Source organism: Parachlamydiales bacterium (assembly GCA_041671045.1).
Classification (GTDB): Bacteria; Chlamydiota; Chlamydiia; order Chlamydiales; family JABDDJ01; genus JABDDJ01.
Genome location: JBAZCF010000006.1, coordinates 18,187 through 41,466 on the forward strand (window position 1 = coordinate 18,187; position 23,280 = coordinate 41,466).

A 23,280-nucleotide genomic window follows, 5' to 3' on the forward strand; every position below is an offset into this window, starting at 1 on the left:
GCATTAATGCCTTGCATCTTGAGAAACCGTGTTTTCGTGCCTCAGAGCTCAAAGATCTTATTGTAGAATATACTAATAAATACGACATCACGATGACTAAGTTTTTAAATAGAACTTTCTCAGTACCCGGACATTCAGCAAATTTCATTTTCGAACATGAATCGGTTGAGACCTTAAATACATATTCTGACACAAGCTTGTTTTTTGACGAGCATGAATCTGCAGGCCGCGCTGCAAGCTCTTTACCTGTGCCCGATACCATCTTTAAAGAATGGTGCAATCAAATTCAATCCCTATTGCCAAAGCATCTAAAAGCAGAATGGGATCAAAAGAACAGCGTAGAAAGGCGGGAGGATGAGCAAACAATTGGGGAAACGACCAAATTTCTATTGTCAAACTTGATGGATATCTGCGGAAGTTTAGATAAAATACAGGATTATTTTAAGCCGCTTCTTGGAGAACTTACATATAAATTTTTGCAGTCGCAAGAAAGCAGCCACCGTTTTCTACATTTTGCAAATACAAATTGGATGCTTAAAAACTCAAGCGTGCATACTCACTATGCCCTTTGGTTTAGTCCAGTCACATTAGAATGGGAACTTTGGTATGTAGATGCCAATGAAGCATTCTTCACTAAAACATCTGACAAGATTTACTTTACCAGAGATTGTATGTATTGGGTTGAATAGCCCTTTAACCAGTTTCGTCACAATATCCGCCTCCACAGCAAGGTTTGGTTGAGCCGCAACATATACCGTTTGCAGAGCCGCCATTTGCAGTAATTTCCGGAGCCCTGTCACCTAGGTATCCATACCGATGATAGTCAATACTTAAGGCTATTTCTCGAAGAAAGTGTAAGAGTTCAAGACGTCCGTTAGCGAGAGGGGCTGCAACAAAAATGGCGCATCCGTTATTTGCTAAAGCATTGGCAGCGTAGTCTGTAGGTTTTGAGAGATATCTGACAGTATTCACCCTATTATCTTTCATTCTATGTGCTAATTGACCTTCATCCTCTGCAATAAAATGCAGTGAGGGGTATTTGGAAAGTAGGGATGCGGGGAAATACTCATGTGTAATAAGGGCAGGGGGGAGGCTGACTTCAACAGCAGAGCTTGAAATAATTCCCGCAGCACAAAGTCTTAGTACATCTCCCGGATCATCCCCTATTTGGATTCTGATGATCACATTTCTTCGTGGAACATATTTAAGTAAGTTGTCTTGTCCCATAAGGTGGACAGGATCATGTTCTGAATTGAAATAGAGGTCTTGAAAATAGGCGTAAGAAGCAAGACTGCTATTCCAAAGTTCCAATTTATCTGCATTCCAGCCAAGATCTTGTACATGTTTGTTTAGATGTAGGAGTGTGTCTGGAAGCATTCCCTTATCGTTAGGCAAACCGCGTTGCTGTGGATTAAAAAGCTGCGTTAGGTAGTTGGGGCCGCCTGCTTTTAGTCCTGGGCCGAAAGAGCTTTGTTTTGTTCCGCCGAACGGTTGCCGTGACACGATTGCACCGGTGATAGATCTATTTACATATAAATTACCGGCTTGAATTTTCTCCGCCCAAACCTGCACTTCCCTATCATCCAAGGAATGTATCCCGGCAGTTAGTCCATAGGGTGTGCCGTTAGCAAGCTTGATGGCATGTTCAAGATCATTAGCCCTCATTACAGATAGTACCGGGCCAAAAAGCTCATTTTGGTATGAATAACTGTCCGGCGTAACTCCCCATTTAATTCCGGGCGACCATAAATATGGATTATCTGTTGTTGGATTAGGTTGAAGAACCCATTCTTCTCCTAGTGCTTGCTCTGTTAGACCACGTAATAAGGGGCCGATGGGTGGGCGGATGAGGGGCGTTATTTTTGATGACGGATCCCAAGCGCTGCCTACGGTTAAGCTGGCGGTAGCATCGCGTAGATTCTCTTTAAATTTAGGGTCATCATAAACTTCAGGAAGGAGAATAAGTAAACTACAGGCACTGCATTTTTGACCTGAGTGGCTGAAAGCTGATTGTATAATATCTTTGATTGCCAGATCACGGTCAGCAAGCTGGGTAACGATGATGCTGTTTTTTCCGCCTGTTTCTGCACAAAGGTGTATGTGAGGGTTAAGTTTCAGCAGGTGCTGAGCTGTTGCGGTGCCTCCGGTCAATATCACTGCAGATATTTGCGGATGTTGGATTAGGGCTGTGCCTGTCGTCTCATCCTCTCCGGTAATAAACTGGAGCACGTGCTGGGGAACACCCGCACGCCAGAAGGCTTGGACTAGGGTCCAGGCGACTAAAACCGTTTCTGCGGCTGGCTTGAATATGACTGCATTACCGGCAGCTAAGGCTGCCGCAATTCCACCTACGGGAATAGCGCAAGGGAAGTTCCAAGGAGGTATGACTGCAACAGCGCCTTTTGACTGCCACTCGATGTCATTAAAAAGAGCCCAATCTTCAGCATTGCGCCGATAATATTCACAGAAATCTATGGCTTCCGACACTTCTGCATCGGCTTCATTAATTGTTTTGCCGCCATCGGCTGTCATTGCTCCAATGAGGTTTCCTCTTTCGCGACGCAGTTCATCGGCTACTTTTTGGAGTATGCCTGAGCGTTCATGCAAAGTGGAATTTTTCCAACCTGCTTTAGCAATTTCTACGGCTTGGTCTACTTGTTCTTTGCCGGCAAGCTGGTAGGTATATAAAGGATATTCGGGCCGAGAAGGATCAATCCCCGGGAGGGATGATTGTCCAGGAACAGCCTTGCCGCCAATAGACAAAGGAATATTAACGGCTTTCAAAGCTTCCCACTGCTTTATGACTGTTTCTATCCATTTCCTATTTCCTTTTTGAGACCAGTCTGTATCAGGTTCGTTATGAAACATGTTTTGAAATAGAGGGATGGCAGAAGTATCACGTCCTCTATTTTGGTTTCTATTGGGAGTAAACTTCACATTTTGTTGAACTTCGCATGAAAGTTTAAACTCTTTGGCTTGCTGGTGCCACTCGTTGGTATCTACGTTCATACTGAACAAGGCGTGAAGGAAGTTTTCCGGTGCTGTGTTTTCATCTAAACGGCGCATCAAGTATGCCAAAGCAGTATGGAATTCCTTTTCTTCCACTGCCGGAGAATAGAGCAGCAGTTCACCCGCTATGGTTTTTACCGCACGGCTTATGTGAGGAGCCATGCCCTCTAACATTTCAAAGATCACTTCCTTTTCAAGTTCAGTTTCTGCTCTAAGGAGTAGGGCATAGGATATATCAAATAAATTATGACTTCCGATGCCGATATGGACAGCTTTGGCGTGCTCCGGTTTTAGGGCGTAATCCACCATGCGGATAAAATTAGTATCTGTTTCCCATTTCTCTTTATAGGGAGCTAATTCCCAACCCTTGAGTGAAGCTTCCACCCTTTCCATCGCTAAGTTAGCCCCTTTGACAATGCGGATCTTAATGGGCGCCCCCCCTTTGGAAACACGATTTAGCGCCCATTGGGTAAGCTCTTGCTGATAGAGATGAGAATCGGGGATATAGCTTTGCAGGGCTATTCCGGCAGAAAACTGAAGAAATTCAGGTTCGTCTAAAATCTTTTTAAAAACTTCTACTGTCATTGCTAAGTCGCGGTACTCTTCCATGTCAAAATTGACAAACTTGTCTTTTTCATGCGCGGATTTGAAAAGAGTCCTTAATCTTTCTGTAAGGATCTTGAGCGTTTTATCCCAAGCTAACAGGTTGATTTGGCTATAGATGGAGGATGGTTTAATGGAAATGTAATCTATTTCGGGCTGTTGGAGGTAATTTAAATAGATGTTCAGACGATGCTGTGCTTCAGTCTCTCCTAGAATCGCTTCACCCAGATAATTTAAATTAATTCTAAAACCTTCTTTCTTTCTTTTATCCAAGTAGCTTTTCAGTTTATCCGGTTCACCGGGAACCACAACGGAAGCCACTTGTTTGCGTATGGATTGTTTTACAAAAGGGACAAGGAAAGAGGGAAATGCTTTTGAAAGCATTGAAAAAGCTTTTAATTCAATACCTGCAGTGAAAGGGAGGCCTTTGGGGATTCCCCTTTTCTGGATGACATACCGTATTTGATCCGCAATGCGTGTATTATTTTCGGTACGGAAGCATTGGTCTGTCAATTCTGTAATAAAAAGCTTGCCCGACGCATTTTCCATTAAATGGGCTATCATTAATTGCTGCTGCTTTTCGTCAGGACATTGCTCTTCTTTGGCAATTTTCAGGAGTATAGCCGTCAATGCAATGGCATCTTCTATGCGCTTTTCTCTGGAAGCATGAGCTTTGGACTGTTTTATAAGCTGTCGAGCCTGCTCTACGTATGCATTCATGGCTTAACTCCTGATTATTTACTTTAGCTTATACCAAAACTATGGAATAAAGTCCCCCTTGCGACAATAGACTTCTAACTCCATCAGTATCTTCTCCATTTTTTTTCGGTATTGATCTATTGTTCTAATTTGACTTCTTTGAGGAGCTTCGTTGTAATAATCCATGATTTCCTGCCGTTCTATTAACATAGCACTTTTAGTCCTCCTATTATTCCTTTATCAAAGCAACATTCTGTTTTCATCGCTGCATGCTGCTCCAAAAGTGACTCTTGGATCCGACAGGATTTTCGAAAAGGATTTTCTGCCTCTGATAGCAAAAAAACGTGTGGGACTAGTCACCAATCCTTCAGGTGTCAACAGTCATTTGGCGAGTACTGCCGACACTTTGAAGCTAAATGCGAAAATGTTTGATTACACTCTTGCGGCACTATTTGCCCCTGAGCATGGAATAAAGGGTGAGTTGATCGGAGAAGAACGCTTTCAGGACTCAAAGGATGCCGACGGTATCCCTATCTTTAGCCTGCATGGTAAAACATTCCGTCCTACAAAAGATATGTTGGAGAAGGTAGATGTCATCATCTATGACATTCAAGACATAGGTTCACGCTCCTACACCTTTGCTACAACGCTTTTCTATGTTATGGAAGAAGCGGCAAAATATAAAATTCCTGTCGTTGTCCTGGACCGCCCCAATCCTATCAACGGTGTAACCGTCGACGGCCCCCTATTAAAGAAAGAGCTACAATCCATCGTGGGTTATCTCAACACACCCTACTGTCATGGGATGACCATCGGTGAGCTGGCTCAATATTTTAATGGAGAATATTCTGTCGGGTGTAATCTGCATGTTATCCCTATGCGAGGATGGCAAAGGACCATGTCATTTAAAGACACGGATTTGCAGTGGATACCAACGAGCCCACATATTCCGGAAGCTGACACCGCTCTATATTACCCTATAACAGGTATATTGGGTGAGCTTTCTATCGTAAGCATAGGCGTGGGATACACTCTACCTTTTCAAATGATAGGCGCACCCTGGATCGATGCTGATAAATTCGCTGAAGCACTGAATAAACAGCAGTTTCCCGGTGTGTATTTTATCCCTTGGCACTATAAACCTTTCTACGGACGTTTTGCGCATGAAGTCTGTCATGGGGTGCTAGTTCGCGTGCAAGACCATTTAAAATTTCTACCTGTCAGCACGCAATTTCTTTTGATCGGGATACTGAAAAATCTTTATCCTGATGAATTCGCAAAGGGTATTGCAGAAGCTAAAAACCGCCATGCTATGTTTTCAAAGGTCAGCGGAACAGATGAAGTTTTAAACATCTTACTTCATGAAAAGCATATTGTTTGGCCGCTACGCAGTTTGCATGCGGATGAAAAAAAAGCATTTATGACCAAACGCGCCAAATATTTGATCTACCCCTCTTAGCACTTAACTTACTCTTCTGCTAAAAATTCTCTCCGCGACCTTGACAAAATTCGATTCTATCTCTTAGACTGCTATCACAAATTATCACTTATTTTTATGGGAGATTATGATCATGAAGAATATCAAGCCTCTAAGCAACCGCTTGTTGGTCAAACGCTCCAAAATGGAAAAATCCAGGGGCGGCATCCTACTTCCTGAGACAGCGCAAGAAAAACCAAAAATCGGCGAAATCATAGCCGCCGGTCCCGGAAAAAGAGACGAAGATGGCAATCTTACACCCTTAAGCGTCAATGTGGGCGACCGCGTTATTTTTGGTGCCTACGCCGGCACTGAAGTTAAAGACTCCTCCGGCGATGAGGAATTCCTCATCCTCTCCGAAGATGATATCCTCGGCATCATTTCTAACTAAGCACGTACTTAAGGAGCATATTAATGTCTAAACTACTCCAATTTCATGATGAAGCCCTCAAACGCGCCATGCGCGGTGTGCGCGCCCTCGCTAGAGCCGTTAAAGTAACTCTAGGTCCTAAAGGCCGCAATGTCGTCATCGGTAAAGAATTCGGCGCACCTCTCTCCACAAAAGACGGCGTCACTGTTGCTAAAGAAATCTTCCTCAAAGATAAATTCGAAAACGTAGGTGCCCAAGTCGTCAAAGAAGTCGCATCTAAGACTTCCGACGTTGCCGGTGACGGTACAACAACTGCTATCGTTCTAGCTGAAGCTATGATGTCCATCGGCATGAAAGCCGTAGCATCCGGCGCTAATCCGATGATCATGAAACATGGTATCGAGAAAGGTGTGGAAGCTCTCGTAAAAAAACTTCGTCAGCTTGCTTCTCCAGTCGAATCTTCCGAAGAAATAAAACAGATCGCTACCATCTCCGCTAATAATGATCCTGAATTCGGTTTGATCATCAGCGAAGCCATGGAAAAAGTCGGCAAAGACGGAATCATTTCTATCACCGAAAATAAAACGATCGAAACAACGCTTAAAGTTGTGGAAGGAATGCAGTTCTCCAACGGCTACCTCTCTCCTTACTTCGTGACTAATCCAGAAAATATGACCGTTGAGTATGACAACGTAGCTATCTTCATTACGGATAAGAAGATCTCCAACATAAAAGAAATCCTACCTATCCTCGAACAAGCAGCTCAAGAACGCAAACCGCTGATCATCATCGCTGATGATATAGACAGTGAAGCGCTATCTACTCTTGTTGTAAACAAGCTGAAAGGCGTCCTCAATGTCTGCGCTATCAAAGCTCCCGGCTTCGGCGACCGCAGAAAAGCAATGCTTCAAGACATCGCCATCCTAACAGGCGGCCAAGTCGTGTCAGAAGACCTGGGCATGAAGATCGAAGACACAACACCCGATCAATTCGGCCAGGCCAAGAAAATCAAAATCAATAAAGACGAGACGACAATTATCGAGGGCCAAGGCAACGATAAATTAGTCAAGGAACGCATCGAACAACTCAGACACGCACTATCTGACCCTGAAACTAGCGACTACGAAAAACGCAATCTCGAAGAAAGACTGGCTAAGCTTGCCGGCGGCGTTGCTGTCATCCAACTGGGTGCAGCCACTGAAACTGAACTTCAAGAGAAAAAAGCCCGCGTTGAAGACGCCCTGCACGCAACACGCGCTGCTGTGGCTGAAGGCATCGTTCCAGGCGGCGGCGTAGCACTTCTGCGTGCACTTCCAGTCCTAGATAGCCTAAATCTCCATGGCGACGAGAAAATCGGCGTAGACATACTACGTGAAGCTCTATTCGCTCCTGCACGCGAAATTGCAAACAATTGCGGCGAACAAGGCGACCTCATCGCAGAGAAAATCTTTGCTGCAACGAATGCTATGGGCTATAACGGCCTTACAGGAAAGTTTGAAGACCTCATCAAAGCCGGCGTCATCGACCCCGTCAAGGTAACAATCACAGCCCTTACAAATGCTGCTACTGTAGTTTCCCTACTTCTTACCACTGCTTGCATTATCACCGACAAACCTAAACCTAAGTCTAGCAATCCTCCTATGGATATGGGTGGAATGGGTGGTATGGGTGGTATGGGTGGCATGGGTGGCATGGGCATGATGTAACCCTCTCAGGGGGCGTCCGCTCCTCGCGGGATATAGCCCTAAAGACTGTTTAAGGTCTTTAGGGCCCACTACGTATATTCTTCCTTATATCAAAATCATCTCATCTCGATAATTTCAAACGTGAAACTTATGCCAGCATAAGAAAATAGAATGTACGGTCTTTTAAATAATGAACATTTCTATTATGATACTTCACTTAAATCTTTTAAAATGACATAATCTATTAAATTAAATGCACAGATAATTATTACTAGTTATCTTTAAACAGGAATTATTTGATGAGTTTTTTACCTGCAGTTAGTCTAAGTAATTGTATGCTTCCTAATATTTTGACTACTGGAACGGTGTTCACGATTGGAGCGTGTATCCCTGAAAAAACTACTCCAAAACAAGAACTCTCATTGATGGCTAGCCTTTATCCTACTATGGTTATTGCAGGCTTAGTCTCACTTTCTATTTTAGGAACCAGTGGAGCAGGATGTGCTGCATTTTTAGCTTTTACAGCTGGCGGAGCGCTTTCTTTTGCTGCTATCACTTACGCTGCCTATATTGATAATGAGCAAATGAGAGACAATTTTACAATTGTTTATTTATGTTTTTACTCTGCTAGCAGCATTGTGAATGCTGCCGCCGGGGTGCATCTTTTGATTTCTAACCCTTTTAGTGCGGTCACACTAGCCAGTACTCTTTTGTCAGGCACTATCAGTGTTATTACGTGCGCGTTTATTACTTCACTCCTATACTAGGACAAGCTTTTCATCGTAAATTACTTTCGCTTAAAGACAAAAGCATGCCATTTGTTTAAAGTAGTCGAATGGATAGGAGTCCACCCATTCTGAAGCATGAATTTCAGGTATTTCTTTTTATTAAGGATGCCGGAAGTAATAAGGAGGGAGGAATTCTGCCAGATAGACAAATAGTGGGGCCAAGCGGACTCTTGTTCATTTTGAACCATATTCATCAACGTAATTGTGGGAGAAGGAAGGGCTGGTAAGTCATCAGGCAAGAAGAAGACGGCATTAGAATTATTAAGGATGGCATTTTCTTGGGCGTGTGTAACAGCTTGAGGTTCGATGTCTATTCCAGTAGAAGATGTTGCACCGAGAGCATCAGCTGCCAGGGTCAAAATACCGCTGCCGGAACCAACGTCAACAACATGCTGATCCTTAACATATTGAGGAAGCAGGTTTAAGATAAGAGATGTTGTAGGATGCGAGAGATCACCGAAGCCAGGGCCCGGCTTAAGCTTAAGGGGTGGATATTCGATGTGGACAAGACCATCATGGAAGTTAGCTCCATGAAGCTCCCACTGTTCAACCCAATTGATCTCAGGAAGGGTTATCTTCTCTATATGGGAAATGTTGGGAAGCGACTCAGGACTAAAGTCTGCATTGGCGGCTATGATGGTGGAATTACCTTCTTCAATAGCATAGAGAGGTTGAAGACCCGCTGCTGCAAGCTGTTCCCATACTAGGTCTGCGTCTGCATTTGAATTAAGAGTTAGGTTGTACGTCTCCATAGGTCTTTTCCGCCGTGTTGTCGCATCCATTCACTTAGAGGGTGCGGGTGTGGGATGGTAAGGTCTTCATTGAGCGATGGCATTTCTGAAGGTAGCGAAATAACTTGGTTATTTGCAGTGACTTTTTGTGTTTTATTTATGCCGAACACAGTAAATAACTTACGTATTATATATCTTTTAGCAGTACTTGGCAAAGGAAAATACCTGTAGATATACTGGTAGAATTTGGGCAAGAGGGCGTAGGCCTTGATGGTCATTTGCGGGATAATATTTTTTGCTGTGCTGTTGATGTCACGTACGAATTCGACACAGTTGCTTTTGAATGCATTATAAATAATGCCCATTGTATGCAGCGTGACGACTTTATCAAATGCTGCGGCAAAATCTTGAGCCCTTTCTTCCGGTTGGGAACTTAGGTTGACCATTTGCGAAGTTCTATAGACAGGGGGCACGTCTGCATAATGCTCCGGGCTTTCTATTACCGCAGTATAGGCAGCCAAGGCATTGCTCGTAGTAGAAATAATAGACGAGTACTCTTTAGGAAGGCACCCGAACCAATAGATATCTCCATTAGCAGAAACCATTTTAATAAATGCATGGTCATTATTTTCTATGGCTTTATCTGGAAAAGCTTCACCCCGGCAGTCGGTGTAATTTTCTATGTAGGGAAACTGTATTCCTTCCCTACTCATTTTTCCCATTTCTTCAGCGCTGTAACTACCCCAAGGCAGTGGAAAACGGCCGACAGAGATTCCTGTGTGCTGATTAGACTCATGCTGGAAATCCACATAGATCCATGTCTTGGTGTTATATTGCACGATCCCCCCAGGACAGAGAGAACTCGATCCTAGATATGTGAAACCGCGCTCATCTAGACTAAGGTTATTCTGACCTTCACTATTCAGTGAGAGCAGAGTTTTGATTTGACTCCATGTCCTATAAACACCGTAGTACAGCAGCGCAGGTTCGTTATCAATAATTCGAATTAAATCCTTATGACTTCTTAACTTATTGTGAAGATGGTTTTTCCTTATGAAGTCGACAAAATCTTTATTTGCTAACGCTATATGCATGGGCAAACCCAGCGTTTCAAGAGTAAGAGCCATTACAGCGAAATTCAGGTCTTTGCGGATCTTTCTTAAAGTGAAGAAGTATTTGGAGAGTACGCACTTTTGAAAAGTTTTAGCATGCTGAAGCCACTTTTGCCTTTCGATGAAGGAGGATTCACCTGTTAGGATTTCTGCTAATTTTATCGCTATAGATTTATCTACCCTACGCGCGTAAGTAGGCAAAACCCAATGAATGATCTTAAAAAACCATGGATAATTCTGAAATGTATGTTCAACCGTTCCGTGAAGATCACGACCGGGGACATAAAACACTGGATTCTTAAAATCTACAGCCATAGTCAATCTCTTTAAGCTGTAATACCCTATATAAAATCCTGCATAATAATGTAACTAACAATACTTAGCGCATGGAATAGTGGAGTATTAATTCTTCGGCATGCTGTTTATCGTTATGCGAGGATAGAATGCTTGCTAATACTTTTGCCCCTTGCAATCTCTGCGCTGCCGTCGTAAGAGACTCAATAAATTCTATGACATCTTCATAAGAATCTTTCTGGCTAATATCCATCACAATATAACTGATAGCGTCCTCTTTTGCTCCGTTATCTGTAATGGCAGGCAAGATTTGTAAGGCTGCCTCGCGCATTCCAATATGCAGCAGCGCCTGCACTATCCCGCTATAGGCATATGCCCTTGTTTCTGATGCAGATATTTTTGCTGCTGTGGCATAGGCTGTATTCACCTCACCATACCTCGCCACAGCAATCGCAATACGTTGTAAAAGTCTATTTTTATCTTCGGGATTGGTCAGTGAAAGAGCCTCATCACAAGCTGCTTGATACCATTCGAGGTTTAATTGAGACTCCTGTGATTTCCCTTGTCGCAATAGGATGTCTAAAATGCTGTTAAGCGGTTTATTTTTATCAGGAATTTTCACTGAACGTAATAGTTCGAGTGCCTTTCCCTCTGATTGTTTCAGCGCTAACGAACTAACTATAGAGGAAAGGGCTTTGGATCTTTCAGAAGGCTTCTTCACTTGGAGCGCTGTCTGCAATATCTTATTTAAGGCGGAATCCTTGTCGTCTATTTCCAGAGCCATTTCGACACTGACATGCGACGGATGCGCACAATTCTCAAGATATTGTTGAAATAACCACACCAAACTTTTGACGTGATCTTCCGGAATAGACAGATGTTTAGAAAGATTTTCAATGATTTTTGGCAATAGCTCAGAGTCCATCATAAGATTCTGTTGCAAGGGTGATCCTTCGGCTTGCGATCTGGCTATAATGAACAACCAAAGAGCTTCCTCTTGTGAAATATTGTCTGTAAACTGTTCATTCTTAAAGACCGGATAAATCTCGCTCTTCCCTTCTGCATTCTTCGTTGCTGTTTGGAATAATCTTTTAATTACACTTGGATAGAGCTGTTTGACCTTCTCTATCTGTGAATCGTCCCGTATAGCCAGCTGTTTCTGGAAGAGGGAAAAGAAATAGGGATTATCGGGAACTGCGCTAAATTTACGATCATAAATATTTGATACTGTAGAATCTACGACACGATTTGTTATCCTGTCAAATAATGCCGATGCTTTGCTTTTTTGTTCCTTCTGAAGGGAAATATCGTCTGGAACTGGGGGTTCTAAACTCATGATGATCTCCCTTTTTGAAGCTACCTACCCCCTAATTTTGCAATTACGATGCCAGGTATCCACCCCCTGCGTTTGCTCCCCGCCTCCCTTGACGAATGTTTCTTACAAAATACTTCATACTTATGGCTGGAGAATAGGCCGTAATCACAGGTCTTAGCTTGCATTTTGCTCATGATATAGTTATTGTTACTCCCTAGATTGCGACACAAAATGCATAAAACTACCTATCTCCTCATTTTTCTTCTTTGCACCTTCTCTTCAATTAGAAGTCAGGACTTTTACTGTCTGGAAGACTCCTCCGAATGTCAGCTAATGAAAGACCTGATGATCGTAGACTACTGGAACAGAGAAAACAGTATCCGCGTTCCCATCTACTATAACTTTCTCCTTATGGGGGGGTATTTCAATATGCCCTCAGCACGAATGGGCGACGAAGGGGAAATCGGTATAGGCTATTCCCATGTCCATCCCTACTCTATTTGGAACGGCCGCGTACAGCTGATCGACCGCCTCGAACTAACAGGCAACTACAGGATATTTAACGGAATAGAAGACAAAAACCTCTCTAAACACGGCTTTGGCGATTTTTCCGACAAGGGCGCCAATATCAAATTTGCTATTCTAAGAGCTGAAGACAGCGGCTATGCCCTCCCCGGTGTTGCTATCGGTTTTGAAGATTTCTTGGGTACCCGTAACTTCAAAACTCGCTATATCGTTGCAACTCAAGTATTTAAGTGTTTAGATCTCGAACTTACCCTAGGCTACGGAAAACAACGCTACAACCGCTGGTTCGGCGGTATACAATGGCTCCCTTTCCGACGCCTCTACTGCTTGCCATGGCTCGAATCTCTAGCCCTCGCTGCCGAATACGACGCTACCAAATACAAAAGCCATAAATGCGAACCCCACCCCCACGGCCGTGAACAAAGAAGCCCTGTCAATGTGGGCCTAAAATACAGATTATGGGACTCCATTGACTTCTCCCTAGCCTACGTTCGCGGCAAAAAAATCGCAGCCTCCCTCAGCGCTTTCTACAATTTTGGTGAAACTCAAGGGTTCCTTCCTAAAATCGACAACGCCCTTCCCTACACCTCCCCTATCAATACAGAACCTCTAAACGAACTCCGCCCCCCCGACTGGCTTGCTGCTGAACTTGCCTTCGCCTTAGAAGAACAAGGTTTCCAGCTACTCTCCGCTCACCTTTTCTATGATGAATGCTTCCAGCAAGCTCTTCGCATCCGTGTTGTCAACGACTGCTACCGCATGGAAAGCGAAGTCCGCCAAAGGCTCTGCGCTCTCCTAGCTGCCCTCATCCCCTCCGACTTCGGCTACGTCATCGTCGTCATCGATGCAGAAGGTTTCCCCGCCCAAGAATACCGCATCCCCGTCGCTTTCCTACGCCGCTATGGAGAAGGCTGCCTCTGCGATCAAGAATTTATCACCCTCGCCCCCCTACGTGAAGTTTCATGCCTTCCGTGCGGCTCATACAGCTCTATCTACGAGGGAAAACTTCGCTCTTTCTGCGCAACCGTCCTCCCCAAAACTAACACTCTCTTCGGAAGCGCCAAAGGTAAATTCAAATACTCTCTAGGCCTCAACCTCTTCCTTGATGGTTTCATCTACGACGAAACATACTACAACGTTGCCCTCGGCTACAATTTCCTAGACGACCTAAGCCACTGCAGCGGCATAGATAGCCTTAACCCCTCGCAAATCATCAACGTCCGCACCGACCTGGTAAGATACCTCAGCCAGCCCGGCGTCACAGTGGATAACGCCTACCTCCAAAAAAATTGGAACCTGGGCAACGGATGGTTCGCCCGCGGCTCCGTCGGCCTCTTCGAAGTGGAATACGGCGGCATCGCAGCTGAATTCCTATACTATCCCGTCAACTCCAACTGGGCCCTCGGCTTCGAAGGCGCATGCCTCCGCAAAAGAACTCTCAAAGGCCTCGGCTTCAGCGATAAAGTACGCAAACTTAACGGCTTCACCCCCTATTACAGAGGATTCCTTGGCTCTCAAGGCTTCGTCAACCTCTACTACGACCTCAGAGAAGCTAACCTGGAATTCCGTATCAAAGCCGGTAAATTCCTTGCCAATGACCTCGGCGCCCGCTACGAAGTCTCACGCTACTTCCCAAGCGGCCTCCGCGTCACCTTCTGGTACACTCAAACCAACGGCAGAGACAACCTCAACGGCAGCCGCTACTACGACAAAGGCGTCGCCTTCTCTATGCCCCTTGATGTCTTCTACACCTGCACCTGCCGCAACCTGTGGCGCTACAGCATAGCCGCCTGGCTCCGCGACGTCGGCGCCATCGGATCCACCGGCAAAACCCTCTACGAAACTATCGACGACCTCCGCCAATAGCAGCGGCGAAATAGTCAGACAAGTACGTAGACAAGCAGGGTTTCACCCTGCACCCAGCAAGGCTTTGCCCTGCACCTACCAAAGGACTAGCGTCCTTTGGAATCCGCAAATGGTTATCGCATCTCCGAAGTCCATTTCTTAGTACGCTTCGACACGAATCTCCGATTCGTGTCGCCGACGTTGACCTGCCCGCTACGCGGTCACGTCAAACATTATGGTAAACCTTAGCTTTTCATTCCGAATAGGTATTCACTAATAGACTCAGGCTTTAATACGAAAAAAACTCTAATCAGATTTTATAATCTCAATTTTTTGGAAATATTCATTGCTTGAGAAAACAATCGAATGGAATTAGTGTATAACCACTATCTGAGAAGAAAATGGTGTGTCGAATAGTGCTTGACGTGACCGCGAAGCGGGCAGGTCAACGTCGGAGACGCGAATCGGAGATTCGCGTCGAAACATGAAGAAACCTAGCTTCCAGGCTAGCGATACAATTCGCGGATTCCAAAGGACGCCAGTCCTTTGGTAGGTGCAGGACGAAGTCCTGCCTGCGTGCCCGCTGCTAGCTGCCTTTGCGGAGGTTAGCTTCGCGGAGTTTGAGGTATTTGTAGAAGGCGGTGTGGCCGTTGTATTTTGAAATGATATAGCCTTCGTATCCATCGAGGAAGCCTTTCTTTAGGAAGTAGCTTTTGAAGAAGGCAAAAGAGCCGTGTCCTATGGCGGTGAGGACGGAGGCTTTGCGTTTGCCGGTATTTTGTTTAGCGAAGAGGTCGCTGTAGAGTTGCATTTTTGTTAGGAAGTCGCTGATGGAGTTGTAGGAGTAGTGTCTTATGGGATATTGCATTTCGACAATCTGCATATCGCGTGTGATGACTTGTTCGTGGACTTGTGCGTCGGAAAATTTTGTTTTTGTTCTATTGTAAAGGCGATATTGACGGTCGGGGTACCAGCCGCAGCCGCGGATGACTTTCCTGTTGTATAGGTTTTCGCGAGGGAAGGAGTAGACGGTTTGGGTGTTGAGAGGTGTTTTAAAAATTTCATTCAGCATAGTTTCGGTAACGATTTCGTCGCTGTCGATGGAGAGGATCCAATCGTTCTTAGCAAGATCCGTGGCTTTATTGTGAGAGGGCCCAAAGCCTTCAAAGGGTCTTTCGAATATAACGACATTGGGGTAGGATTGCGCTATATCTAAGGTAGCATCTGTAGAGCCTGTGTCGTAGATGACCACTTCATCAAATGCTGCCAGAGAGCGAAGGACTTCGTGCAGGTATTTTTGGCTATTTTTTGTGAGTATTGTGACGCTGATTTTCATGTTCAATCTTATTAAGTGTATGCATTGCATATCAAATATTAGAAAAAACAACCTTTGAAGAGTAGGATTTTCAGATAAAAATATAGAAGTTCTCTATGCCAGCCTCTGCATTAGCTATGTATCCCCCATCGACGATTGCGCCGGCTAAGGGAAAATACATCCATGCGTTCTCTTGTTGCAGAAACACATCTTTTCCTAGCGATATTATAGCTCCGCTTTTCTTTGCAGAAGGCATCCTAAATAATATATATTACCAAGTTATGGGCCCTCGACGAGTCGAGGGCTGTGAGAGCGACAACCTGCACTTCTATACTAGGCTAGGTTAGCCTGTCATGAAACAGTGCGAGACTTGAGTTCTGCGATAGCGGCACGGGCTATGCACGGAATAAGTTCGAATAGAGATTGTCTATACCATCTATCTATTGCAGAATCATCTTCCGGGAATACCAGATTTGAAAGCAAACGAGATCTAGTTATGATTTCTTCCGGAGTTGGTGATGACAGATCACCATATCCTAGGATCTCCAGAGGACTATCACTTTGCAAAATTCTATTATGTAAGACTTCATAAGCACTTTGAGGAGAAGCAAATGGCATTAAAGTCTTGTATCTAAATCTGTAGCCGGAATCAGTCTCATCCAAAACAAATTTATTAAATAGAATTGTAGAAGGATCCACATCTTTCGGAATGTCATTAAATTTGGTGTATAAGTAAGCAGGAACGGCAAAATCGGCACATTGTGATGTCAAAGAATCAAATTGCCCGTGGGTATTATTTTGTACTATAGAAGCTGCCAAAAAATAACATAAGCAAATAGCAAGAGAACGAGTACTTTCATCTAGCGCTTCACGTAATTTATCATCGGCGCACTTAACAGGCATATTTTCCCTCAACCTTTTAAGATCTCTGTACAGAAGGCCACCCATATCAAAATCTAGCTTCAACATACCTATTTCATATGTTGATAAAGTTTGGAGATAGCTAAGATGTTTTTCTTTAAAAGCAAAGATTTGTTCCCAGTAAAAGGTCATTAACCTTCCTTTAACTATCATCTCATTATTAATTAGGTAAACAACTTCTTGATTATCTTCTTTACGATTGATAGGTAGAGGCAGTTGATTCTCATTTCCTATTCCTAAAGATTTTAGAAATGTAGATTGATAATATGCAGCTTTCTCGTTTCCATAACCTATATTCTCAAACAAGTTATGAGGAAATAAATTAAGAAATAACATACGTAATGGAGTAAGCAGAGGGACAACCGTGTATTTCATCAAACGTAAATCAAATACTACAAAGCTAGCGCCAAGAGTCCAAATGAAATCATTCAGCAAACCGGTAGCGAATTTATATATTTTCTCATTTGTATCTTCGGACCTTGATCCTGTAGCATACTTGCCAATATAGAAAATTGTGGCTGCACCATTGAAGATAACACCTAGCGGTGCAATAGTAAAACCGGCCGCATAAGTGACTAAAGCATTGAAAAATGTTCTTAAATATACATCTCGGTTATTAATCTTAGGGAGTACAAAAATTTCCTCAGCAGATAAGGAAATTTTAGTTAGAGCTTCACTAAGTGATTTAGTTCCATAAACTTTAACTTTGGCATCCGTTGTCCTATCTGTTTGAAGCCAGAGGATAAGTTTTCCGACAAATGATCCGCATTGAGAGATAGATGATGATGCATAAGGTATCGATGATGAACCTTGAATTGCTGCTACGTTAGCCATAAAAATTAATAACCTTATTTTTCAGCGACTATTAGTGCTTGGAGTAATATTTTAAAGAGAATATCAGCTTCTGTTCTAAGCGCACCTGACGAACCAGCAGGCAGTTTATCAGGATGGACTGCTAGCAAAAGTTTGTGGTAACTTTTCTTATATGCTTGAGGAGTTCTGGCTTGGCCTTCACTTATGACAAGAAGCTCTTCAGGAGCAACCTTTTTTAAAACCTTATCGCGGAAGTCTACATATAAATTAGTAAAGTCTTCATTTACAAATGTTGGTTTTCCGTTATCGAGGCTAATGACGTTACCGTCATTTAATGATTGAACGAGCTTTAACCAGCTGTCTCCTGCTATTTTGATGTTTTTCGAGAAATCACCAAAACCTTCCTTTAGGAAAAAGCTTGGAATTTTGAAATTTATTTTCTTATCTCCGCTCCTATCTTCGCGGCAATTATCAAGCTCTGTAAGGATTTCACGTAGACGGAAAAAGCGATAATATAAAGTTTCAAGATCTTTACTTTTTATAGAGAATTCAACTTCGTGATTCTCATCAAACTTTTTGAAAAGATGTTTAAATTCAGATTTTACTCTGCGCATCTTCAACTGAACAGCATCTAAATTTGAATCTTTGTCGTAGCTGTATTTCATTCTGCAATCTCCATAGGGCACAGTATCAAAGAAACGCCTCTTAAGGGAAGTTAAGCACCTTTCTTCTTTAACCTGAACGCCTTCAATTTCATCTTTATATTTCTGGGAAGATTTCATCTCTACAATCTTCTCATCCAAGAGAATATTAAGCTTTTTTACAATCTCGCTTGCAGTATCATTATAGAGGGTAAAGAAATAGCCATTTCCTTCTAGCGTTTCATCGTCTTCTGCACCCGGCTCAATAAACTGCCCTTGAGGGCCTCTGATGCCATACTCTTTCCCTAAAAGCAGCGACTGATGCAACCCTACGCGCTGTTCTTCGTCCATAGAGAGAGAAATAACAAATTCGGAATAGAAAGGGGCGATTAACGGTGCTGCCAGCAAAGTGAAAAATCCAACCACAATAGGTGTTGAAGCAGGCAACGTGATTTTTATGATTTGAAAGATAGAGCGTATCATATGCAGGGGCAGCCTAGCAAGTATTGCTTTAGATAGGTATGGAAGGCCCATTAATATATCGCATCCTAAACCCTTAAGATGACAGAAGGCATTGTCCAAATCTTTTTGGATACCCTGATCTATTTGAGCAAGTTTCAAAACGTTATCGCTATAAATTCTTCTTATAATAGAATCGGTTACCACGTATTTGCCGATATAGAAAATGACAGCCGCCCCATTAAAAGCCATTCCAATAGGAGCAACATAAAACGATAACGCTACAGAGATAGCTAAGCGCAATGTGCCTGCTACTGGACGATGAAAATATCGATAAAAAATATCAGTCCTAGGTTTAAGGACCAGTAAGTTGTCTATCTTATCTGCATTAATCTCAAATGTTTCCTTGACTGAACGACCTACCTTCTCAAGGCATTTTGATTCTACTCGGGAAGGATTTAACCAACGAATATTCATCATCAAGAAATAAGCTCTACTATAGAAAGACGGAATAAATGAAGAATCGGGAATTGTACTAGCTTGAACACTACTTCCGACTATGAGAGCTGTACTAGACATTTAAAATACCTTAATAAAATTAACTATAAATTATCCTACTAAAATATAATTAAATCAACCTAAAAGCGCCCTATTAAAAAAATAGCCTTACCTATACAATGCATTAATATTTTTCTTAAAACAAAAGCATTCCTATGACACAAATTATCCTTACCGGCATTAAACCTAGCGGAACACCCCACCTTGGCAACTATCTTGGCATGTTCAAACCCTCTCTAGAGCTAATGAAACGGCCCAATACACAGTGTTTCTATTTTATTGCAGATATTCATGCTCTAAACACAATCCAAGACCCTAAGAAAATGAAGCAGCTTTCTCTCGAAGCCGCTGCAACCTGGATCGCGCTCGGACTAGATCCGGAGGTCGCTACTCTCTACAGAGAATCCGATGTTCCTGAAATCAGCGAACTCTATAGCTACATCGCACACACCGTTCCTAAATCCGTCATGAATATGGCGCATGCCTATAAAGCCGCTATACAGGAAAACCGTGAAAATGGCAGGGAAGACCTCGACGAAGGCGTCTATATGGGCCTATATAACTATCCGATGCTCATGGCTGCCGATATCCTCGCCTTCAACACCTCCATTGTCCCCGTCGGCAAAGACCAAACTCAACACGTCGAAATTGCACGCGACATCGCACGCCGCTTCAACGTCCGCTACGGCGACATCCTTAAATTCCCTCAAGAACTTGTCCGCGAAGAAGCCGCCATCATCCCTGGACTCGACGGCCGCAAAATGAGCAAAAGCTATGACAACGTCATCCCCCTCTTCCTACCCGAAAAACAAATGCAGAAACTCATCAACCAAATAAAAACCGACACCAGCTCTCCCGAAGATCCCAAAGACCCCGACACCTCCTCCCTCTTCTCTCTCTACAAAGCCTTCTCCACACCCGATCAAACCGAAGAAATGCGCCAAAAATACCTCAAAGGGATTGGATGGGGCCAAGTTAAAAAGGAACTCTTCGAAATCATCCAACTTTTCCTCGCTAAACCCTACTCCATCTACCAAGAACTCATCCTCAACCCTCAAAAAATCGAAGACATCCTCGCCTCCGGCGCAAAAAAAGCCCGCTCACAAGCCCAAATCACTCTCGAAAACGTCCGTAAAGCACTCCTCGGCTAATGCAGGATTTTCCCCTGTACCCGGGGGCAGGGCTTTGCCCTGCACCCAGCAGGACTTCGTCCTGCACCTACCAAAGAACTGGCGTCCTTTGGAATCCGCAGACTGTGATCGCATCTTCGAAATCCATCTTACAGCACGTTTCGACACGAATCTCCGATTCGCGTCGCCGACGTTGACCTGCCCGCTTCGCGGTCACGTCAAGGACTATTGTCCAATCCATTCTACTCAGAAAAGTATCAGTATTCACTAATAGACTCAGGCAATTGTACTAAAAAATGTCCTGGCAGATTCTATTTATTATTTTTTAGAATTTATCATTGGATGAGATTACAATTCATAATTAGTTTTGAATTGTAATCTAAAAGACAAATGGAATGTCGAATAATGTTTGACGTGACCGCGTAGCGGGCAGGTCAACGTCGGCGACGCGAATCGGAGATTCGCGTCGAAACGTGTGATAAACACGCGTACAAGGCAGTGATAACAGCTCGCGGATTCCAAAGGACGCCAGTTCTTTGGTAGGTGCAGGACGAAGTCCTGCTGGGTGCAGGGCAAAGCCCTGCTGCCTATGGCTGTCAGCCTTGAACTTGGCTGAGGAGTGTAGGGAGTTCTTTGATAAGGATTTGGGCGTTGTTGTCCCATGTGTGATTCTTTTGGATTATACTTTGGGCATTGTGAACGATGTTTTGGCGTTCTTTCTCGTTGGAGAGGAAATGTTTTATGTTGTCATTGAGTTCTTGCCATTGTCCGAATTGAGAGAGGACGATGCTTTTGTTGGGTTCGAAGATTTCGCGTAGGTAGGTGTTATCGTTGGTGATGACGAGAGCGCCGAGGTTTAGTCCGTAGAAGATCCTTTCGTGGGCGCCGTTTTTGAAGTGGGGGTTGCTGTTGATGATGATTTTAGCTTGTTTCATGAGGTCTAGGGCTTTTGTGAAGTCAGCGGAGCTGTGAAGGGTAACGTTCTTTTTGCCGGAGAGGGTTGATTTCCAGTTGGAGCCTACACCGTCGCCGTAGATGTGTATTTGCACATCGTGGATATTGCGGATAGTTTCAATACGGTCTTTAGCACGGAGGTAGGATTCCAGGTCATCGAATATTTGAGGGTAGTCGAGGTGTTCGGGCTTTATAGGGGCGCCGTTGGCAAGTTGTTTATCTATGGAAGAGACGAAGGCTTGTACGTAGGTGGTATGGTTGTCATTCAAGGAGGCGTCGATAGCTTCTTGCATTGCTGCGCAGATAGCTGGGGGGTATTTTTTCTTCCAGGATTGGAGCAGGTCTTCGTATTCCATGCAGGTAGCGAGGACGAGGACATCGATGGGACGTTGTGCTTCGGCGGGGTGTTTTTCATCTCTGCCGACAGCATGAGGGAGGAAGAATGTTTTAGGGAAATTGATGCCTTTGAAGAAGTCGCATCCGAAGCGGTCAGCGCAGGAGATGATGGTGTATTTGCTATTGATGAGGGGTAGGTAGCGATTGGGTGAGTCCACTAGGGCAGCGACGTGGGGGATTTTAATCATGTCGGAGAAGAAGTTGCCTTTTTCATCGGGCATGAGGCCATTGAAGGAGAAAGTGGCGTCGGGCTTTTCTTTGAATAGCTCTTCAAGGAATGGTTTGGGGTTATTATATTTTGCTTCGAGGATATGGCATTCAACGCCATTGCGTTCAAGTGCAGAACCTAGCTGTTTTGTGAAGTGGTGTAAAACATTATATTGGCTATAGGGGGGCATGAATAGGGTGATTTTCTTGACCATGAGTGTCTCCGGGAGGGGTTACATTGGGATCCATTTTTTGCGGGATCCGAGAGTTTTAGATTTACGATTTTGAGTATCTTTTTGGACTTCGCCCTCAGATTTACGTAATTTCTTTGGGTTGACGGATGTACGTGCTATTTGTTGTTTCAGGTTACCGACGAGTTGTTGCATGATTTCCTGTTCACCGGGAGCTAGGATGCTATTTTTATCTAACCAATCGTTAAGTTGTTCAGGGGTCATGCCCATTCCCTTAGCGATTTGTTCGTAGGTGGATTTAAGCTGGATCCTTTTTTGCTGCAGTTCTATTAGGACTTTCTCATTTTCAGGGTTGGAGTAGACAGCAGCGGGAGGAGTTTTGTGGTTGAATCCCGGGGTAGATAATTTCTTTGGGCGTGATTTTTCTGCGGCAGAGCGGAAAATGTTAAGATCTTTATCTTCCATAGGAAACCGGAGTATATATTACTTATTATAATTATAGCATCCTGCATGTTAGGCAGCAAATTTAAACCCGACTTTTTGAAAGTTGGGTATTATCTCCTAGCAGGGGGGACGTATAATTCTTTGAACCAATTGAATCCCAATGGTTTATTGACATCACTCGCATAAGGAGTCTTGTATTTATCTTCGATTTCTACAAGTTGTTTTGTGAGGAAGTAGGGTTCGTGTTTGCATCCGAATTCATCTACATCGGAGTTATAGACGTTGAAATCATTAAATACCACTTCGCCGTTGATGAGGGCAGTGCGGCCATTGTATGTTGGATCTACGAAATAGCCGTGAAAGCTTTCATAGACGATGATGATTTCGAGGTTTTGAGGGCCAAAGGGGCGTGTATTCAGTGACCCTGCGAGGGTAGCGTAATTATTTACTCTTTCAAGCAGGCCTTCTACGGCGTAAACCAGAAATTTACGAGCTTCTTGCAGTTCGAAAATATCTTGGGAAACAAATTCCATGCGGATCGTTTTAATTTTCTTATCAAAAACGGAGCAGGAGCTTTTGAGGATAGTGCCTTCGGTGTTTTTAATTTCTGTTCCCCATCCGAAGACTACATCCACAAGGCCGCGGTAGTCGATTTGACGGATTGCTGATCTGGAGGCAGGACAAAAGTTGCTGCGGTAGGGCCTGCAGTGGTCTTTATGGGAACTTTTGCAGCAGCAGCCTGTCATTGTGAAGGCGAATATTATTGCTATGAGCCAGCGGAACATGTCTTGCTTCCTA

17 protein-coding genes are annotated in these 23,280 nt (G+C 43.8%); 7 read left to right on the plus strand and 10 right to left on the minus strand.

The features are described from left to right. Window positions 1-92: 92 nt before the first annotated feature. Window positions 93-689: a hypothetical protein gene (locus WC222_07745; GenBank protein MFA6916275.1), complete on the plus strand. Its 597-nt coding sequence runs from the start codon at window positions 93-95 to the stop codon at window positions 687-689. A 4-nt stretch (window positions 690-693) separates the two neighbouring features. On the opposite strand, the gene WC222_07750 is transcribed toward WC222_07745, so the two are convergent. After that, a complete protein-coding gene (locus WC222_07750) occupies window positions 694-4,332 on the minus strand; it encodes a proline dehydrogenase family protein (protein ID MFA6916276.1) in 3,639 nt (1,212 codons plus the stop codon). 163 nt (window positions 4,333-4,495) lie between these two features. Here WC222_07750 and WC222_07755 point away from each other — a divergent pair, with 163 nt between their 5' ends. The 4 genes from WC222_07755 (at window position 4,496) to WC222_07770 (ending at window position 8,610) form a co-directional block, all read left to right on the plus strand. After that, a complete protein-coding gene (locus WC222_07755; protein ID MFA6916277.1) occupies window positions 4,496-5,770 on the plus strand; it encodes a DUF1343 domain-containing protein in 1,275 nt (424 codons plus the stop codon). Window positions 5,771-5,882: 112 nt separating this feature from the next. Further along, a complete protein-coding gene (locus tag WC222_07760; GenBank protein MFA6916278.1) occupies window positions 5,883-6,179 on the plus strand; it encodes a co-chaperone GroES in 297 nt (98 codons plus the stop codon). 23 nt (window positions 6,180-6,202) lie between these two features. Further along, window positions 6,203-7,864: a chaperonin GroEL gene (gene groL, locus WC222_07765; protein ID MFA6916279.1), complete on the plus strand. Its 1,662-nt coding sequence runs from the start codon at window positions 6,203-6,205 to the stop codon at window positions 7,862-7,864. A 278-nt stretch (window positions 7,865-8,142) separates the two neighbouring features. Next, window positions 8,143-8,610: a hypothetical protein gene (locus tag WC222_07770; protein ID MFA6916280.1), complete on the plus strand. Its 468-nt coding sequence runs from the start codon at window positions 8,143-8,145 to the stop codon at window positions 8,608-8,610. Window positions 8,611-8,630: 20 nt separating this feature from the next. Here WC222_07770 and WC222_07775 read toward each other — a convergent pair whose 3' ends face one another. From WC222_07775 to WC222_07785, 3 genes are all read right to left on the minus strand, one after another. Beyond that, a complete protein-coding gene (locus tag WC222_07775; protein MFA6916281.1) occupies window positions 8,631-9,383 on the minus strand; it encodes a 50S ribosomal protein L11 methyltransferase in 753 nt (250 codons plus the stop codon). Continuing rightward, window positions 9,365-10,789 carry a hypothetical protein gene (locus WC222_07780; GenBank protein ID MFA6916282.1) on the minus strand — a complete coding sequence of 475 codons (1,425 nt, stop codon included), beginning with the start codon at window positions 10,787-10,789 and terminating at the stop codon, window positions 9,365-9,367. The genes WC222_07775 and WC222_07780 overlap by 19 nt, the downstream gene beginning before the upstream one ends. A gap of 64 nt (window positions 10,790-10,853) precedes the next feature. Continuing rightward, complete coding sequence (locus WC222_07785; GenBank protein MFA6916283.1) at window positions 10,854-12,104, minus strand: hypothetical protein; 1,251 nt, start codon at window positions 12,102-12,104, stop codon at window positions 10,854-10,856. Window positions 12,105-12,314: 210 nt separating this feature from the next. Between WC222_07785 and WC222_07790 the strand changes: the two genes are divergently transcribed. Next, window positions 12,315-14,474 (plus strand): YjbH domain-containing protein, encoded by a 2,160-nt coding sequence (locus WC222_07790; protein MFA6916284.1) that lies wholly within the window; start codon window positions 12,315-12,317, stop codon window positions 14,472-14,474. A gap of 565 nt (window positions 14,475-15,039) precedes the next feature. Here WC222_07790 and WC222_07795 read toward each other — a convergent pair. From WC222_07795 to WC222_07805, 3 genes are all read right to left on the minus strand, one after another. After that, window positions 15,040-15,789 (minus strand): glycosyltransferase family 2 protein, encoded by a 750-nt coding sequence (locus WC222_07795; protein MFA6916285.1) that lies wholly within the window; start codon window positions 15,787-15,789, stop codon window positions 15,040-15,042. Window positions 15,790-16,119: 330 nt separating this feature from the next. Next, window positions 16,120-17,523, minus strand: a complete 1,404-nt coding sequence (locus WC222_07800) for a hypothetical protein (GenBank protein MFA6916286.1) — start codon at window positions 17,521-17,523, stop codon at window positions 16,120-16,122. 14 nt (window positions 17,524-17,537) lie between these two features. Then, a complete protein-coding gene (locus tag WC222_07805) occupies window positions 17,538-19,181 on the minus strand; it encodes a J domain-containing protein (protein ID MFA6916287.1) in 1,644 nt (547 codons plus the stop codon). A gap of 134 nt (window positions 19,182-19,315) precedes the next feature. On the opposite strand from WC222_07805, the gene trpS reads away from it, so the two are divergent. Then, window positions 19,316-20,311 (plus strand): tryptophan--tRNA ligase, encoded by a 996-nt coding sequence (gene trpS, locus WC222_07810; protein MFA6916288.1) that lies wholly within the window; start codon window positions 19,316-19,318, stop codon window positions 20,309-20,311. Window positions 20,312-20,886: 575 nt separating this feature from the next. On the opposite strand, the gene WC222_07815 is transcribed toward trpS, so the two are convergent. From WC222_07815 to WC222_07825, 3 genes are all read right to left on the minus strand, one after another. Then, window positions 20,887-22,062, minus strand: a complete 1,176-nt coding sequence (locus WC222_07815) for a glycosyltransferase (protein MFA6916289.1) — start codon at window positions 22,060-22,062, stop codon at window positions 20,887-20,889. A gap of 18 nt (window positions 22,063-22,080) precedes the next feature. Then, on the minus strand, window positions 22,081-22,503 hold the full coding sequence (locus tag WC222_07820) for a hypothetical protein (GenBank protein ID MFA6916290.1): 423 nt from the start codon (window positions 22,501-22,503) through the stop codon (window positions 22,081-22,083). Window positions 22,504-22,592: 89 nt separating this feature from the next. Continuing rightward, window positions 22,593-23,267: a hypothetical protein gene (locus tag WC222_07825; GenBank protein MFA6916291.1), complete on the minus strand. Its 675-nt coding sequence runs from the start codon at window positions 23,265-23,267 to the stop codon at window positions 22,593-22,595. Between the last annotated feature and the right edge of the window lie 13 nt (window positions 23,268-23,280).